Origin of the sequence: Geobacter sp. AOG2 (assembly GCF_019972295.1) — a bacterium.
GTDB lineage: Bacteria > Desulfobacterota > Desulfuromonadia > Geobacterales > Pseudopelobacteraceae > Oryzomonas.
The window spans coordinates 3806472-3821467 of the sequence record NZ_BLJA01000001.1 but is presented as its reverse complement, the minus strand read 5'-3'; the positions used below and the strand labels follow the sequence as shown (position 1 = coordinate 3821467).

The 14996-nt window shown below is 58.0% G+C and carries 12 protein-coding genes; 7 read left to right on the top strand and 5 right to left on the bottom strand.

The window, feature by feature from the left end:
• The first annotated feature begins 4 nt into the window (after positions 1-4).
• The 6 genes from LDN12_RS17345 to LDN12_RS17320 all read left to right on the top strand — a co-directional run bounded on the left by LDN12_RS17345 (position 5) and on the right by LDN12_RS17320 (position 5868).
• A complete protein-coding gene (locus tag LDN12_RS17345) occupies positions 5-433 on the top strand; it encodes a hypothetical protein (RefSeq protein ID WP_223923903.1) in 429 nt (142 codons plus the stop codon).
• Positions 434-445: 12 nt separating this feature from the next.
• Positions 446-871: a bacteriohemerythrin gene (locus LDN12_RS17340; protein WP_223923902.1), complete on the top strand. Its 426-nt coding sequence runs from the start codon at positions 446-448 to the stop codon at positions 869-871.
• Entirely contained in the window at positions 855-1019 is a 165-nt protein-coding gene (locus LDN12_RS17335) for a hypothetical protein (protein ID WP_223923901.1), read from the top strand. The genes LDN12_RS17340 and LDN12_RS17335 overlap by 17 nt, the downstream gene beginning before the upstream one ends.
• Positions 1020-1204: 185 nt before the next feature.
• Entirely contained in the window at positions 1205-1702 is a 498-nt protein-coding gene (locus LDN12_RS17330; RefSeq protein ID WP_223923900.1) for a TlpA disulfide reductase family protein, read from the top strand.
• Positions 1703-1745: 43 nt separating this feature from the next.
• On the top strand, positions 1746-2312 hold the full coding sequence (locus LDN12_RS17325) for a peroxiredoxin (protein WP_223923899.1): 567 nt from the start codon (positions 1746-1748) through the stop codon (positions 2310-2312).
• An 877-nt stretch (positions 2313-3189) separates the two neighbouring features.
• Positions 3190-5868: a GAF domain-containing protein gene (locus LDN12_RS17320; RefSeq protein ID WP_223923898.1), complete on the top strand. Its 2679-nt coding sequence runs from the start codon at positions 3190-3192 to the stop codon at positions 5866-5868.
• A gap of 190 nt (positions 5869-6058) precedes the next feature.
• Here the strand turns inward: LDN12_RS17320 and LDN12_RS17315 are convergent, their stop codons facing one another.
• The 3 genes from LDN12_RS17315 to LDN12_RS17305 form a co-directional block, all read right to left on the bottom strand.
• The gene (locus LDN12_RS17315; protein ID WP_223923897.1) at positions 6059-6580 is read right to left on the bottom strand and encodes a glutaredoxin domain-containing protein; all 522 of its coding nucleotides are present in this window, start codon (positions 6578-6580) and stop codon (positions 6059-6061) included.
• A 132-nt stretch (positions 6581-6712) separates the two neighbouring features.
• A complete protein-coding gene (locus LDN12_RS17310; RefSeq protein ID WP_223923896.1) occupies positions 6713-9976 on the bottom strand; it encodes a kelch repeat-containing protein in 3264 nt (1087 codons plus the stop codon).
• A gap of 696 nt (positions 9977-10672) precedes the next feature.
• Entirely contained in the window at positions 10673-10903 is a 231-nt protein-coding gene (locus LDN12_RS17305; RefSeq protein ID WP_223923895.1) for a hypothetical protein, read from the bottom strand.
• 474 nt (positions 10904-11377) lie between these two features.
• Here LDN12_RS17305 and LDN12_RS17300 point away from each other — a divergent pair, with 474 nt between their 5' ends.
• Positions 11378-12913 carry an ATP-binding protein gene (locus LDN12_RS17300; RefSeq protein ID WP_223923894.1) on the top strand — a complete coding sequence of 512 codons (1536 nt, stop codon included), beginning with the start codon at positions 11378-11380 and terminating at the stop codon, positions 12911-12913.
• Between the two features lie 102 nt (positions 12914-13015).
• Here the strand turns inward: LDN12_RS17300 and LDN12_RS17295 are convergent, their stop codons facing one another.
• On the bottom strand, positions 13016-13297 hold the full coding sequence (locus LDN12_RS17295) for a hypothetical protein (protein WP_223923893.1): 282 nt from the start codon (positions 13295-13297) through the stop codon (positions 13016-13018).
• A 192-nt stretch (positions 13298-13489) separates the two neighbouring features.
• A complete protein-coding gene (locus LDN12_RS17290; RefSeq protein ID WP_223923892.1) occupies positions 13490-14689 on the bottom strand; it encodes an HD-GYP domain-containing protein in 1200 nt (399 codons plus the stop codon).
• Positions 14690-14996: the final 307 nt, after the last annotated feature.

The following is a 14996-nucleotide window of genomic DNA, read 5'->3' as shown; positions in this document are numbered from 1 at the left end:
CGGGATGAAGCCATTCGTTATCTTCATATTCATTGCCGCGGGCGGCAATGCCATCTACCATATAGGGCAAAAAACCCTGGCGGCGACGGCTAACCCCATGGTCATTCTCATGGGCGCCTATGGTTTTGCGTTCCTGCTTTCGGCCGCGGCTGCGCCGTTCTTTCAGGGCACAGCCGTCACCTCCTATAGCGCCCAGGTGCTGAACTGGCCTGTCGCAGCTCTTGGCGCCGGAGCGTTCCTGATCGAGATCGGCTTTCTGTTTTTCTACCGGACCGGCGGCTCTCTCCAATGGTCCGGCATAGCGGTCAACGGCCTGGCGGCGCTCATGCTCATCCCGGTCGCCATCATCGTCTACCGGGAGCCCTTGTCGGTCGGACGTCTCCTGGGCATCCTGCTGACACTCGCCGGCCTTGCCCTGATCATACGCAAATAACCGGAGCACCGTATGGAACATTTTACCTGGAGCAGGAAATATTCCGTGGGCAACGAAGAGCTGGACAACCATCACAAGAACCTGTTCGAAGTGTTCAACAAGCTCTACGACAGTTGCCTGAACAAGAACAGAACAAAACTCAGTGCCGTCATCGAGGAACTGGTCGCCTACAGCACCTACCATTTCCATGCGGAAGAGCAGCACATGAAGAGCATCGAATACCCCGATATCAACAAGCATCTCTCGGAACACCGGTCGTTCTCCGCCATGATAGGCAAATACCACCATACCCACGGCGCAAATGAGGTGATGGTGTCGAAGGAAATAGTGTTGCACCTGTGGAAGTGGCTCATCGATCACGTCATGACCGAGGACAGGAAGTATTCCATCAAATCAAAACGGCCCGTGCAAAGGATCATCCATGACGAACAAGCTTGACGACGAACAGATGCTGTCCCTGGAGGAGTTGGTGGTTTCCCACAGCTATGAGATGCTGGCCCTGATAACGGTCCTGGAAAAGAAGGGCATCCTGACCAGGGGAGAGATCATCGAGGTAATCAAGGAGATGAGGGACAGCCAGGGGTAAAGCGGCGGGCAATGTCCCGGAAAGCCGTTGCCGGTGCGGCGGAGGCGCGAACGTCTCGCTCCAAAGGTTCGTTGACACCGGAACGGGAAGGATCGTAAGCTGGAAGGAAGCCGAACCAAAGCCGCGTTAAGTTATTCCTGAAAGCCTCCTGCGACATGCCGGGGCTTTGGGAAAGGGAGCAGATCATGGCGTATCGTTCAACCGCATTGACCCTTGTGGCATTCCTTTGCCTGTTTGCCCTCGCCTTGCCCGGACCGGCAAAGGCGGAAACCGGCGGTACCCGGGAGGCAGCCAGGCCGATCCTGGGCGAACTCGACCTCAGGACGCCAACCGGGGAGCAGGTTACCCTGATACCCTTCATCGGCAGGAAGGCGGTAATTGTCGCCTTCTGGGCGGCTTGGTGCCCGATCTGCCGGAAAGAGGTGCCCCATCTCAACTCCCTGAACTCCGACCCGCTCCTGAAGGTGATCGGTGTCAACGAGGGTGAGAGCCTTGAGGATATCCAGAGCTTCGTCGCCGATAACAAACCCGGCTACGAAATAGTCGTCGATCCCAGGGGTGATGTGGCAAAGTCCTTCGGGGTGCCGGGGATGCCCTACTGCGTCATCATCGGCAGATCGGGCGTGGTGGCTTACCGCGGCTATGGGCTGCCTGCGGACCTGGAGTCATATTTCAGACAATGATGCGTATGAAACACAGGGGCGATCCATCACGGAGCTTGAAAAAATGAAACCATCCTCACCGCGCCCGACCATGTTCAGGCCGATCTTTGGAGCCGCCCTGCTTATGGCGGCAATCCTCTGTCTTTGCCCCGGCTGCGACAACAAGCAGGGGGTCGTGATCGGCGAAAAACCGCCCTCATCCCCGGGCAGCGACCTCCGGGGCGAGCCCGTGGACATCGGCCGGTTCAAGGGCAAGGTCGTTGTCCTGTACTTCTGGGCCAATACCTGCTGCAGCGACCGGGTGAAACTGCTCGAACCTTTCTACCGCCGCGTCAGGGACAAGGGCCTGGCGATCCTGGCCGTCAACGTGGGAAGTCCGGCGAAGCTGGTGGAGTCATTCGCGAAAGACAACGGGCTGACCTTCACGTTGCTCACGGACGAACACACCACGACTTCGGAACAATATGGGGTGTTCGGCTTCCCCACCGTTTTCATCCTGGACGGCAACGGCATCGTGCGGCAGAAGGTTTTGGGAGAGATTTCGGCGGAGCAGTTGCAAAAGCTGGTCGAGCGTCAGTTCGACATGCAAAAGGAAGTACAGGCACAATTCGAAAAAAGCCGGCCCCGCTAGCCTCTCGTATTTTTGCGGCCGTGCGGGGCCCGAAGCGGCCCGGCGTGCCGGTCATGGAGAGCGGCATGAGATAGCCCACAAGATCGATGCCGTGCTCATCCCGTGTTCATCAGCCATGTGCGCAAGCTCGGCCGGGAAGTGACCGGTTACATCCCTGCCCATTCAGAATTTCCCGCACCGGAGGATTCCTTCCCCCGGTAACCCCAGCCAACTACCAACTTGCCAGGCGACCACCCGACGCAGAATTATGATGACGCCCCCCGGATTCACCACGCCGGCGCCGCGGGTTTGTTGTCCGGCCCCAAGGGAAATAGCGAGGTGGAGCGCTTGTTCGCGCCGCATATCTATTGATATCTGTTTATAATCATATTTTAATAATTTGTTGAGTATTTGACTACGTGGTGGTATACATAATTAAATGTAGTTTTATTGCACCTTTAGCAACATTACTACATCCAAACAATTAATATAATCAATAGAAACCTGAAGACATGGACATGGTCTCGGCAGTGCCGTTTTGCAAGCCCGTTGTTACCGAGATGATACTTTAAAAGCGGTTCACTTGCCGCGGCGAACCGGTAGCATGTCGATCCGGTCTCAAATACGTGCCCGTTGTTTCTGATCATGGCATCCCGGCGGCCTGTCGACCAGACAGACAGGATCGTGGATTGTTTGAACAGATCGGGCTTCTCCGGCAGACCGTTTCCCGGTGCCTCTCCCAATTCACAAGGGACGGAACGCGGGGTTTGCGCTGAAAAGCGCCGTGCGGCACACAGCGGGCGGGGCCAGTACCCACCATCCAGCCACAAATGCCCGTCGGCCCCCTGCAAGGCGACCAACCAGCGCAAACCGATACAAACTGAAATCGAGCGAATCCATGACGAAATCCTTTGATCCCCAAAATAGCCGGGAAGAGTTCCATGAGCAAATAGCAGGACGTGGCGACCAGTCATCACAGAAAAGCTACTACCCGGAACTGTTGAAGAAACTTCGGGAGTTGGAAGAGGAAATCCAGCGGCGGGAGTTGATTGAAAACGAACTGCACCTTCAAACGAACATATTGGAAGCCGAGATAGCATCCCGCCAGCACGCTGAAGAGGCTGCAGCCACTGAAAGGGACAATGCCAGGTCCATCTTTGAAGCGGCGCCTGTCGGCATGATGATCATCAGTGAATCATGCCGGGTTATCGAGGCGAACCGCGCCATGGAGGCAATCTGCGACAAGGGGGCTGCGAGCATTATCGGTCTTGTGCCCGGCCAGGTTTTCGATTGCGCCTACACGACACAGGACAACCATGAATGCGGTCATGCCCCGGAGTGTTCCGTCTGTAGCCTGCGGGAGATGGTTCAGAGTATCATGAAGTCACGTCAGGCCCGCTATGGCGTTGAAATTCAACTGGAGCGATCCAGTGACGCCGTCAAAAAACACATGTGGCTGAAAATCAGCATTGAACCGATTGTGGCTTCAGGCCAGGCATGCGCCATCATTGCCGTTGATGACGTCACAGAACACAAGGAGACTGACAAAAAGCTTTCAATGATCGTGCAGGAGTGGCAGCAGACCTTCGATGCCTCCGCCGATGCCATCTGGCTTCTCGATATGAATCGGGCCATTCTCCGGGCCAACAGTGCCACTCAGAGCATCTTTGGGCGTCCGCCGCAGGATATCTGCGGGGACCGCTGCTGCGACGTCGCCCATGGGGGCTCACCTCCCATGGGTCAGTGCCCGTTCAACGAAATGATAGCGACAGGGCGGCGCGCCTCCGTGCAGTTTCAGGCGGCCGACAAGTGGTTCGATGTTTCACTGGACCCGGTCTTTGATGAATACGGAAAGATATTCAGGGCCGTTCATGTGGTCAAGGACATCACCGAACTGAAAAAGTCGGAAGTACGTGAACATACCCGTTCAGAGATACTGGAGCGGATCGCCCGCGGAGAATCGCTTCCCGATCTTCTGGGCTTCATTGCCTCGGCCATCGAGAGGGAGCGGCCGGAAGCGCTCTGTTCGATCCTTCTGGTCAGTGAAGATGGCAAGCGGCTTTTGAACGGGGCGGCGCCGAGCCTGCCGGATGCTTATAATGCCGCGGTGAATCTGACCAGGATCGGTGAGGGGATCGGCTCCTGCGGCACGGCGGCATACCGAAATGAACGGGTGGTCGTCGAAGACATTGCCACCCACCCTTTCTGGGAAGGCTTCACCTCTGCCGGGGAGGCCGGTCTGCGTTCATGCTGGTCGGAACCGATACGGTCATCTTCCGGCAAGGTACTTGGCACATTCGCCGTCTATCACCGCCATCCGGCATCGCCGGGTGAGGAGGAACTCCGTCTCGTCGAGCAGGCATCGGCCTTTGCCGGCATTGCCATCGAGCGCAACCGCGTCGAGGCGGAACGAGTGGCCCTTGAGGAACAACTGCACCAGTCCCAGAAGATGGAGGCCATTGGCCACTTGGCCGGAGGAGTGGCCCATGATTTCAACAACCTTCTCACACCGATCATAATTTATGCCGACATGCTGAAAAAGGTGATTCCCAAGGACGATAAAAAGGCTTACGGAAAGCTCGAATCGATCATTTCGGCCTCGCATAAGGCACGGGACCTGACACAGCAACTGCTCAGCTTCGGCCGCAAGCAGGTCATGCTCATCAAAGCCACGGACATCAACGAAACCATTCGGTCATTTTACCCTATTATCCGGCGCACCTTGCGCGAAAACATCGATATACGGCTCAATCTCTCCCCACTGCCTGAAGTAATCCTGGCTGACCAGTCAAAGCTGGAACAGGTCCTTCTGAATTTGGCTATCAATGCCAAGGATGCCATCGCCGCGCAAGGCGTTATCGCCATTGAGACCGGCAAGGCCCTGATCGATGACGAGTATGCCCAGAATCATCCTGGAATGGTAGCCGGCTGTTATGTCCTGCTTTCCTTTGAGGACAACGGTTGCGGCATGTCCGAGAAAACCGCGAAGCATATATTCGAACCGTTTTTCACCACGAAAGAAGCCGGACATGGTACCGGACTCGGCCTGGCAAATGTCTATGGAATAGTCAGGCAGCACAACGGGCATATCGAGGTGAGCAGTACCGAGGGCAACGGCTCGACATTCAAAATGTATTTCCCGTGTTACGACCAGAACCCCGAACTGCCCGTCAGCATGGCGAAAACGGTTTCAAAAGATTTCACCGGAAATGAGACAATCCTGCTGGTCGAGGACAATGACTCGGTGCGTAGAATGATTTCTGAACTGATGGGCGAGTTGGGCTACACGATACATGTGGCGGAGGGGCCGGACCAGGCATTTACCATTGCCCGACAACTTTCGGGAAAGATCGATCTTTTGATCTCCGACCTGGTTATGCCCGGCATGGACGGCAGGCAGTTGTTTACCAGGCTGAAGGAAGCGCGGCAAGATATTGGTGCGGTACTGTACATCTCGGGATACGACAAAAGCGGGATCACCAATATCAAATTGGAAGACAGCGAGCACTTTCTCGCCAAACCATTCACCTGCGATACGTTTATGGGAAAGGTGAGGGAGTTATTGACAAAGTCATGACTACCAAGGTGCAACAAAAGAGAGAACACGGGGTCGAGCTTACCGTTGTCCTGGCCACGGGCTAGCCCGCGCACGAGACCTCCCTCAAGATCACTATCGTATCAATCAGTTACTTCATGGATCAACGACCGGAATCCGGCTTGATGTCCTTGAACCACCTCTCAGGAAACCGGATGCCCTTCCCCCGCCCCTACCTGCCGTTGTTCAGATAATAATCCATCTCCTCCGGAGAAAAGCCGTTCATCTTGTGCGAGCCGATGATGATCAGCGGCACGCCGTGGCCGCCCAGGTCCTTGTGCCGCTGTCTGGCGGCGCTGTCCTGTTCGATGTCGTAGGCCACATACGGGACGCCCTTGCTCTTCAGATAACTTTGGGCCCGTTTGCAGTAGCCGCACCAGGAGGTAACGTACAACTCCACTGTGCCGGTGAAATGCACCTGAGGGGATGGCGCCGGTTGCGCTACCTGTGCGGCGGCACTCTTGCCGGTGGGCTTTGCGGACACCGGCTGGGGGGGCGGGGCGGGGGCGAAGTCGTTGTCCCGGTAGACCTTAACCTTTTTCTTTTTCTTGGATGCGGGAGGCGGCGTATCCTTGAAGGTCACCGCGCCGTTCTCGTCCACCCATTGGTACATCTCCGCCCCGGCGATGGAGAAAGCGAGCAGCACGGTAGCCACGGCAAGCAGTACTCTCATGGTCATCACCCCGATCTTCATACCCACCCCCGGATTGTATTCAATGACACCTCTTCTCTACAGCACGTGACCATACGTTTCAACGCAAAAATGCCATTAATATAAACAAACCACCCTATCCCGCCGGTATCACACGAATTGCCCATAGGGCGCCTACCAGCTCGCCAGCCCGGCCGCCCGGCGCAGAAGCACGAGCACGTCCCCCAGATCCACCACGCCGTTGCCGAGCGGCATGCCGTCCGGTCCCAGGGGGGCCACGTCGGCATGGGCTTTCTGGGCCGGGGTCAGGGACGCCAGCCCGGTCACGTGGCGCAAGACCGCGAGGACATCCCCCACATTGGGCGTAGCGCCCCCGGATACCACGACGCCGTCGGGCAGCGGCAGAAAGTTTGCCGTGACGGTCATACCGGCCGTTACCGCAGCCACGCTCAGGGGGTTGGCTGTGCTTGGGGCGAAACCATTCGTGCCGGTCCAGTCGACGAACCGGTAGCCGGTGACCGGGACGGCAACGACCGTTGTGGCGCTCCCTCCCCGAGCGATCCGCTGGGCCGCGACCCCGGTGACGGAGCCGTTGCCGCCGCTGACGAAGATGACCGCGTAGTCCGGGGTCTGGCCGTTGTCGTAGACCTGGGCATCCGTGACGGCGGAGGCCACCTCCGAATTGCCTCCTGCCAGCAGCACCAGGCCGTTAGTAAGCAGGGTGGCGCTGTGGTACATCTGGGCGACGGCCAGGGGGCCGGAGGCGATCCAGGCGTTGCCCGCCGGGTCGTACACTTCGGCCGTGGCCAGGGAGCCGGAGGCCCCCTGGCCTCCGGCCGCCAGAACCAGGCCGCGACTCAACAGGGTGGAGGTATGAAAGGCGCGCTGGGACGACATGGGGGCGGCCGCGTTCCATCGGTCGGCCACCGGGTCGTAGCGTTCGGCAGTGGCGGAAGTGGCGTAATTCTCGTCGAAACCGCCGCAGGCCAGGACCGTGCCGTCCGGGAGCAGGTTTGCCGCGTGGTTGGCCCTGGCCTGGTGCATGGCGGAAGCCTGGCTCCAGGTGTTGGCGGCCGGGTCGTACAACTCGGCACTGGGGATTATGGCCACATCGGCGTCATACCCGCCGGCCACCAGGACCTTACCGTTATTGAGCAGTACGGCGCTATGGTAGGAGCGGGCTGTTGCCATGGGGGGCGTCGCTTGCCACGTCTTGCTCGCCGGGTCGTACAGTTCGGCCCCGGCGATGCTCATGCCGCCGACCATGCCGCCTGCCGCCAGTACCGCGCCGCTTGGCAGCAGGATTGCCGTATGGCCGCTGCGGGAGGAGGCCATGGCTCCTACGGCGCTCCAGGTATCGGTGATCGGGTCGTACAGCTCCGAGCTCTCCAGGGTGGCGTAATTGTCGTCGTATCCCCCCGTCACCAGTACCGTTCCGTCATGCAGCAGGGTGGCGGTATGTCCGGCCCGAGGAGAGGTCATGGCCGCGGCCGGGCTCCAGGTTGCGGTGGCCGGATCGTACAGCTCCACCGTGGCGGTCGACGTATTGAGCCAGTCGTACCCGCCCGCCACCAGCACCTTGCCGTTACTGAGCAGGGTGGCGGTGTGCTCCTCCCGGCCGGTGTTCAGGGATCCGGTGGCGGCAAAGCTGCCCACCGGGGCCGTGGCCGTGATGGTGAAACCGGGGAGCGCCGCAGACAGATTGCCGTTCAACGCAGAGATGACAAGGGGGCCGTAACTGCCGGCAACACCCAAGGTGCCGCTCAGGCTGCCGGTGGCCGGGTCGAAGGTAAGTCCTGCGGGCAGTGTGCCGCTGATGGTGAAGGAGACGGCGTTTGCGGAGGCGGGGGTGAATGAGTAGGGAACGGAGGTCATGACCGCCGTGGCCGGAGAGCCGGAGATGGTCGGTTGGGCCGGAATGCGGGTGGTGACGCTGAAGGTGGCGGAGACGCCACCGATGGTCAGCACCGCATCGGTTTGGATGCCGTAGGAGGCGGAGGAGGTTTGGCGCACAACCACCGTGTCGTTGTTATGCACCACGCCCGGTGCCGAGCCGTAGGCACCGCCGTTGATCGCGTATTCCCCGCCGGCCACGGTGACCGGCGCGCCCCAATTGATGCCGTTCACCGTGGCCCCGGCCGAGACGGTGACGGTGGATATCTCCACACCGGTTTCAGCGGCAAAGGAGAACGCCGCCGGGGTGGTGTCCACGCTGGCCGCCACCAGGGGGAGCGTGAAGTCCCAAAGATAAGCGTCGTCGCATTTGGCATACCCCGGCAGGGCGGCGGCGGTGCCATACACGTCGTTGCAGCCGCTCTCCATCCCCCTGGGCAGGTCCGTGTCGTACTCCAGCCCCATGAACACGTTGTCCTTCAGCCAGTCGTACTTCCGGGCGATAGTGGCATTGGCCTGGGCCGCACTACGGAAGTCCCGCCCCGCGGCCACGTACATGGAGAACGCTTCGGCCCACTCCTCCTCCGCGTAGGAACTGCCGGCCGGGCAGGTGCCGACGCCGGCGGTGAAGCCGTACTTGCTGATCCACTCCATGGGGTCGGAGCTTCTCCGGGGGCAACAGCCGTTGGCGCAGGCGGCCATGTCGTAGGAGATGTCGGAGAAGCCCGTGGTATCCAGGACGCCGAACAGCGGCTGACCGGCGCGGTTGATGTTCCGGTACAGATGACCGTCCAGATAGTGGGCGTACTCGTGCAGCACTGTATCCGCGTCCACGGCGGCGCTGGGAAAGCGCGTACTGGATACCGCCGGGTCGAAATAGGCCCCCACGAAGCGGTAGTCGCTGGTCACATCCACCGGTGTGGCGTAGATGGAGAGGTCCACACCCTGGGCATCCTTGATGGTGCCCACGCACTGCCCCACGATGCACTGAACCGTCTCGTAGCCGGACATCCGGAGGTAATGGGGCAGCACGGCCATGGGAAGACTGTAGATGGTGGCCAGGGTGTCCTTGGAGACGTCGTTGGCCAGGAGCTGCTGCATGTGGTTGTATAGCAGAAACCCTTGTCCGGTGACAGCCAACGCCTGCTCACGGGACACCAGTTGCTGGTCGATCATGCTCAGACAGGTACTGTCCACCACGCTGGTCACCGGCAAGCCGTTACGGGCCTGGAAGGCCGTGATGGCCCGTACCTGCTGGTCATTGAGGCCGTAGTTGTACCCCATCTCGGTCTGGTAGCCGAGCATGAACAACCCGGAGAAGACCTTGAAGGCAAAGATATTTCGATTCTCCTTGGTGGCGACGATCCAGTTCGGGTCGTTCATGTCGTAGGTGATGCCGGTCATGATCTGGGCAGCCGTGGGGTCGGTAGCGAAGAATTGGGATGCCAGGGGCGCAGCCATGACCGGTAGCGGGGAGAAAACGAGCCAGAGGGCGATAACAGTCCCGGTCAGGAGTGTGGAAACAAATGCGCGTGCGCTGTTCATGGGGTACCTTCTCATGGATTCGACATCTGCCACAGAGACACGAAGACACAGGAAACGTTAAAACAAAACGGCTTATATCGAGTGCGCAAAGATAAAGGGGATCGATGTCGTACCCCCGCTTCTGGGGTTACCCGCCCCTTGTACCGTATATTCCCTTCCACCTTCTAAACTGGTTCCAGCCGTCGAAGTGCTCAGTGTCCCTGTGGCAGATGTTTGTGTGACTTATGGTTCGTTCTGGTTCGCACGTGCACCCAATTTGCACATTCGATGCCGCCGGACCGGCTTGTTGACCATTTTAATAGTCGGCCCCACGGATAGCGCCGCCAGCGGCCCTCTGGTGTTTCGTTGTTCCGGTGGTAGCGGGTATGGTCGGGGGGTTAATGAGGAAAATGGGGGTTATAAAGGCGCAAAATTTGCGGAGGCGGTGACAATTCGGAGGACCTGGGAAGGGCATCAAGCGGGTTTGCAAGCAGTGCGGTCCGAAAAGGGTTTCTGCCGGATCAGGAATACCGTCAATTGCTCAATCTTAGTCGACATCAGTGCAAAGGACCACCCGAACGGCTGCAACAGCCTGACTTCATGGGGATAGAGTCAGGCCGGCCTATTGTTTCGGGAGACATGTCGATACCAAGGAAAAACGACCAAAAAAAAGCCGCATCTTTCGATGCGGCCTTTTTCATTCCGGTGAAGGAAAAATTACTTGGCAGCCGGAGCAGCCGGAGCTTCTTCTTTTTTCTCTTCTTTTTTCACTTTTTTGGCTTTTTTGGCTTTTTTGGCTTTTTTGGCCGGTTTCTTCGTTTCTTTCTTCATTTCAGCAGCCGGAGCAGCGGCGTCAGCAGCAGGAGCAGCAGCGTCAGCAGCGAAAACAACGGCGGAGAAGGACAGAGCAACGATAGCGGCTACGATGGTGGAGAGAACTTTTTTCATTGGTATTACCTCCAGATAAATTTAAAAGCTTGCTCTAGGTATTGCACAGGTGGTGCCAAATGCATTTTTAAAGAAATATTGTTATAATTCAGTATATTACAAAACAAAATACCGCCCCGATGCCAGCCGAATCGCCCCAAAGCAGGCACTCCATACCGCAAATAAGGTATGAAATTCGGACATTCCGGCAAGGCAACACGCCGCTGGCGCATACCGGGTGTCGCCCTTCGGAACCTGGTACATCAGTAACAACTGCCATGGACCGTCCAGGCCGGGGCGGCATCAATGACAGAGGTCCGGCAGTCTCGACAAAACCATTGTGACACCGTGGAAAAACATGTTATTGAGACTATTATTCTCACATCCGGGCCAGTTTTTCCGGCTATGGTCTCCCTGCAACGATGCCTCCCGGTCAAGCGACACGCTTCCAAGGTTTCACGTTTCCAGGGAGCCCCTGCCCCAGGATGGCACACCATGAAACTATCCGACATTGCAACATCCCAAAGTACGGAACGGAGCTTCACGTACCGCTACGGCATTGCCGTGGCGGCCACCGCACTGGCGGCGCTGTTCGGCTGGCTGGTGCCGGAGGCGGTGGACCCGGAGCAGTACCTGGGCTTCTACCCGGCGGTCGTGGTGGCCGCGGCCCTGGGAGGCGTGGGGCCGGGCTTGATCGCAACCTTTGGTGCCCTGTTCCTGGTCAACGTCGTGTTCGACCGGTTCAACCCCTCCGACCATGGTGAAGTAATGAGGCAGGTCATCTGGGTGGCCGCCAGCGTCGGAGTGAGCCTGCTGGCCGGGAAGCTGCGCACGGCGCGCCATCGGGCCGAGCGGGAAGCGGCGGCGGCGCGGCAAGGCGACGAGCAGCTGCGGGAGTTGACGCAACGGCTGAACTACCATATCGATAACTCCCCGCTGGCGGTGATCGAATGGGGGCCGGATATGCGGCTTACCCGCTGGTCCGGCGCCGCCGAACGCATCTTCGGCTGGAAGGCAGGGGAGGTGTTGGGCAAGCGCCTGGAAGATTTCCGCTGGATCTATGACGATGACTCGCCCCAGGTGGCCCAGGTCGTTTCCGACCTGCAAAACGGCAAGAATCCCAGCAGGTTTTCGGCCAACCGCAACTACCGCAAGGACGGTTCGGTCGTCCATTGCGAATGGTACAACTCATCGCTACTGGACGATTCGGGGAACCTGCGGTCGATCCTCTCCCTGGCACTGGAGGTCACGGACCGCATCAAACTGGAGGAAGCCCTGCAGCAGTACAGCGAAATGCTGGAGATCAGGGTCGCCGAGCGCACCGCCGAACTCCGGGAAAAGGACCGGCTTCTTTTGTACCAGAGCCGCCTTGCGATCATGGGGGAGATGCTCAACAATATAGCCCACCAGTGGCGCCAGCCTCTGAATGTCCTGGGTTTGAACATCCAGCGCCTGGCCCTGTTTTACGAGACGGGCGATTTCAGCAAGGAGCTTCTCGACAGCAGCACCAGGGATGCCATGAAGCTGATCCACCACATGTCCCAGACCATCGACGACTTCAGGAACTTCTTCAAGCCCGACAAGGAGAAAAGCGACTTTAGCGTGGCCTCGGCGATTCAACAGTCCATCAGCCTGGTAGTGGATGGTTTCAGGCACCATCAGATAGCGCTCAAGACCCGGCTCGACGGCAACGCACGGATCAACGGTTATCCCAACGAGTTCTCCCAGGTGATCCTGAACATCCTGCAGAATGCCCGCGACGCGCTTGTGGAACGCGAGATTGCCGATGGAACGATAACCGTAACCTCCACGGTCCGGGACGGCATATCGGTGATAACCATCAGCGACAATGCCGGCGGCATCCCCGGGGAGATCATCGACAACATATTCGAACCGTACTTCAGCACCAAAGGGATGAACGGCACGGGGATCGGGCTCTTCCTGTCGAAGAACATCATCGAGACCAACATGGGAGGGAGTCTGACGGTGAGGAACGGCCCCGACGGGGCGGAATTCATGATTGAAATCTGACGGGCGCCGGCGTGATTCGCCCGGAGCGCCCCCAGGAATTACGTGCAGCGGCCGGTTTTCCGACCTGCAGACACTGCCTTTCCCTGGGCGCAGGCCTTCATTTCAGTAGTATTCATCGCGCTCGCGAGCGGGCTTCTTGTCCGGCCGCTCCGGGTCGAAATATTCGTGGGGCTGCAACGCGGCCGTTTCCTGCGCCAACTCCACGATATCGCTATGCCAGGACGTAACCGCGTTTGTGGAGGTACTGACGACGTACCATTCGCCCAGGTTCAGCTTGTCGCTATCGCTGCGCGACCTCACCAGGCGGTGTTTCCCCTTGGTCAATACCCTGTTGATCCGCTGCGCCAATTCTTTCGCATCTATCGCCACCTTGACATTTTCCATAAGCACCTCAAGTACCACAGTATGCCAATTGGGACACAATACCAAGCTAATTACGTTTGCGGCCACAAAGGAGTCTTCCCGCTCTGGGTAATTTGGGGGGGCCAGCCGGGACGCGGCAACCGACTCTGCCTGATCGGTAGCCGTCCCCTGGGGAGAGAAAAGGGCGCTTCGGGGGCCTTTCCCATCGGTTCTTTATCTTTTTTCCGGCCCTTCCGCAAACAGCGATCTGAGCAGATTCTTCAATTCCGTTCTCAGTTCGGTCAAGGCCAGACGTTCTTCGCCAAACGAGTTATTGATGTTATCCGTTATGATGGAATGCATCCTGACCAGCTTGTTGCGATCGACGTTCGGGTTCCGCATCTGCTTTCTCATCTCCCGGATCTCGGCCATATCGAGGGTCTTGACCATTTCGGGCGTTTTTTTCTCCTCCACAACCGCTTCCTTATGGGATTTATCCTCCATAATCGCCAAAAAGCCCCCAAAGATATCCGGGTCGAAGAGTTGCTTTTGACTCTTCATGGTCCGCAGGGCTTCGGCAGGGGTTGATGCGGCCTTGTACGGGCGGTTCATGGTCAGGGCGCAGTAGATGTCGCAGATGGACACCAGCATCGCGTACCTGGGGATATCAGGGCCAACCAGCGCCCTCGGATACCCGCTGCCGTCATGCCGTTCGTGATGGTTCAGGGTAATGTCATGCACGATCCGGCTCTTGACCCCTGCGTTATTGAGCAGGTCAACGCCGTATTTCGGGTGGAGCTTGACCCGGTAATATTCGTCCTCCGAGAGGACGTCCATCTTGTCGGTAATATCGCTCGACACGGACAACATCCCGATATCGTGCAGCATGGCCCCCACACCGATGCCGACAAGTTCGTCCTTCCCGGCATTGAACAGTTTGTCGCACATGAACATCGAAAGGATCGTGGTCTGCGCCGAGTGATTGATGAGGTATTTATCGAAATTGTCTTCGAGCTTGGCAAAGAGGTTGATCAACTCGTTCCTGTCCCCGAACTGGAGAGACACCTTTCCCAGCATGGTGCGGCATTTTTCGAACGGAGCGGCCTGGTTGGGTTTCTTGAAAACGTCGTCGATACATTTGATGATCATCTGGCAGCAGATGAGGTTCTTCGAATATTGCGACAGGATATTGACGGCACGGGAATCGTCCAGTCTCTTTTCCACATGCGCCTGGACTTCTTCCGAATCCTTGCTGTTGATGTAGACGAACTCCGTCCCGTTTTCGCGCAACCGTTCGATATTGTGGATAGTGAGCTTGGTATTTTCCGGTTTATAGAGCGTGTATTTCGCGTCGAGCTTGACGAACAGCTCTACCTTCGGAAAATTCTCGTGGTTGATCGAGTCGAGCACGATAGGTGAATACTCCAAGGCCATTGCCTCTCCCCTTTTCAGCGTTTCAGATGCACTGCCCGCTCCAGCGGCAGCAGGTCCCAATAGTTACCATTCAATTTATAATAATCGGCAGAATGCCCCACAAACTGTAGCACGTCACCAAAGGCAGCATTAAATGATTCCAATATGTTGCCGGTCTACCAAGTTTCTCTCACGAAAAGGAGATTGTCAACGACACAAACGTTTCCCGGCCGGAAAAATGGCATGGCCGGGCTTGACCGGATGCACGAAGCTGTATTAGATTGACCATAGTTATTCCTCTAATCGGGTGGCATAAAATCAGTGCCGC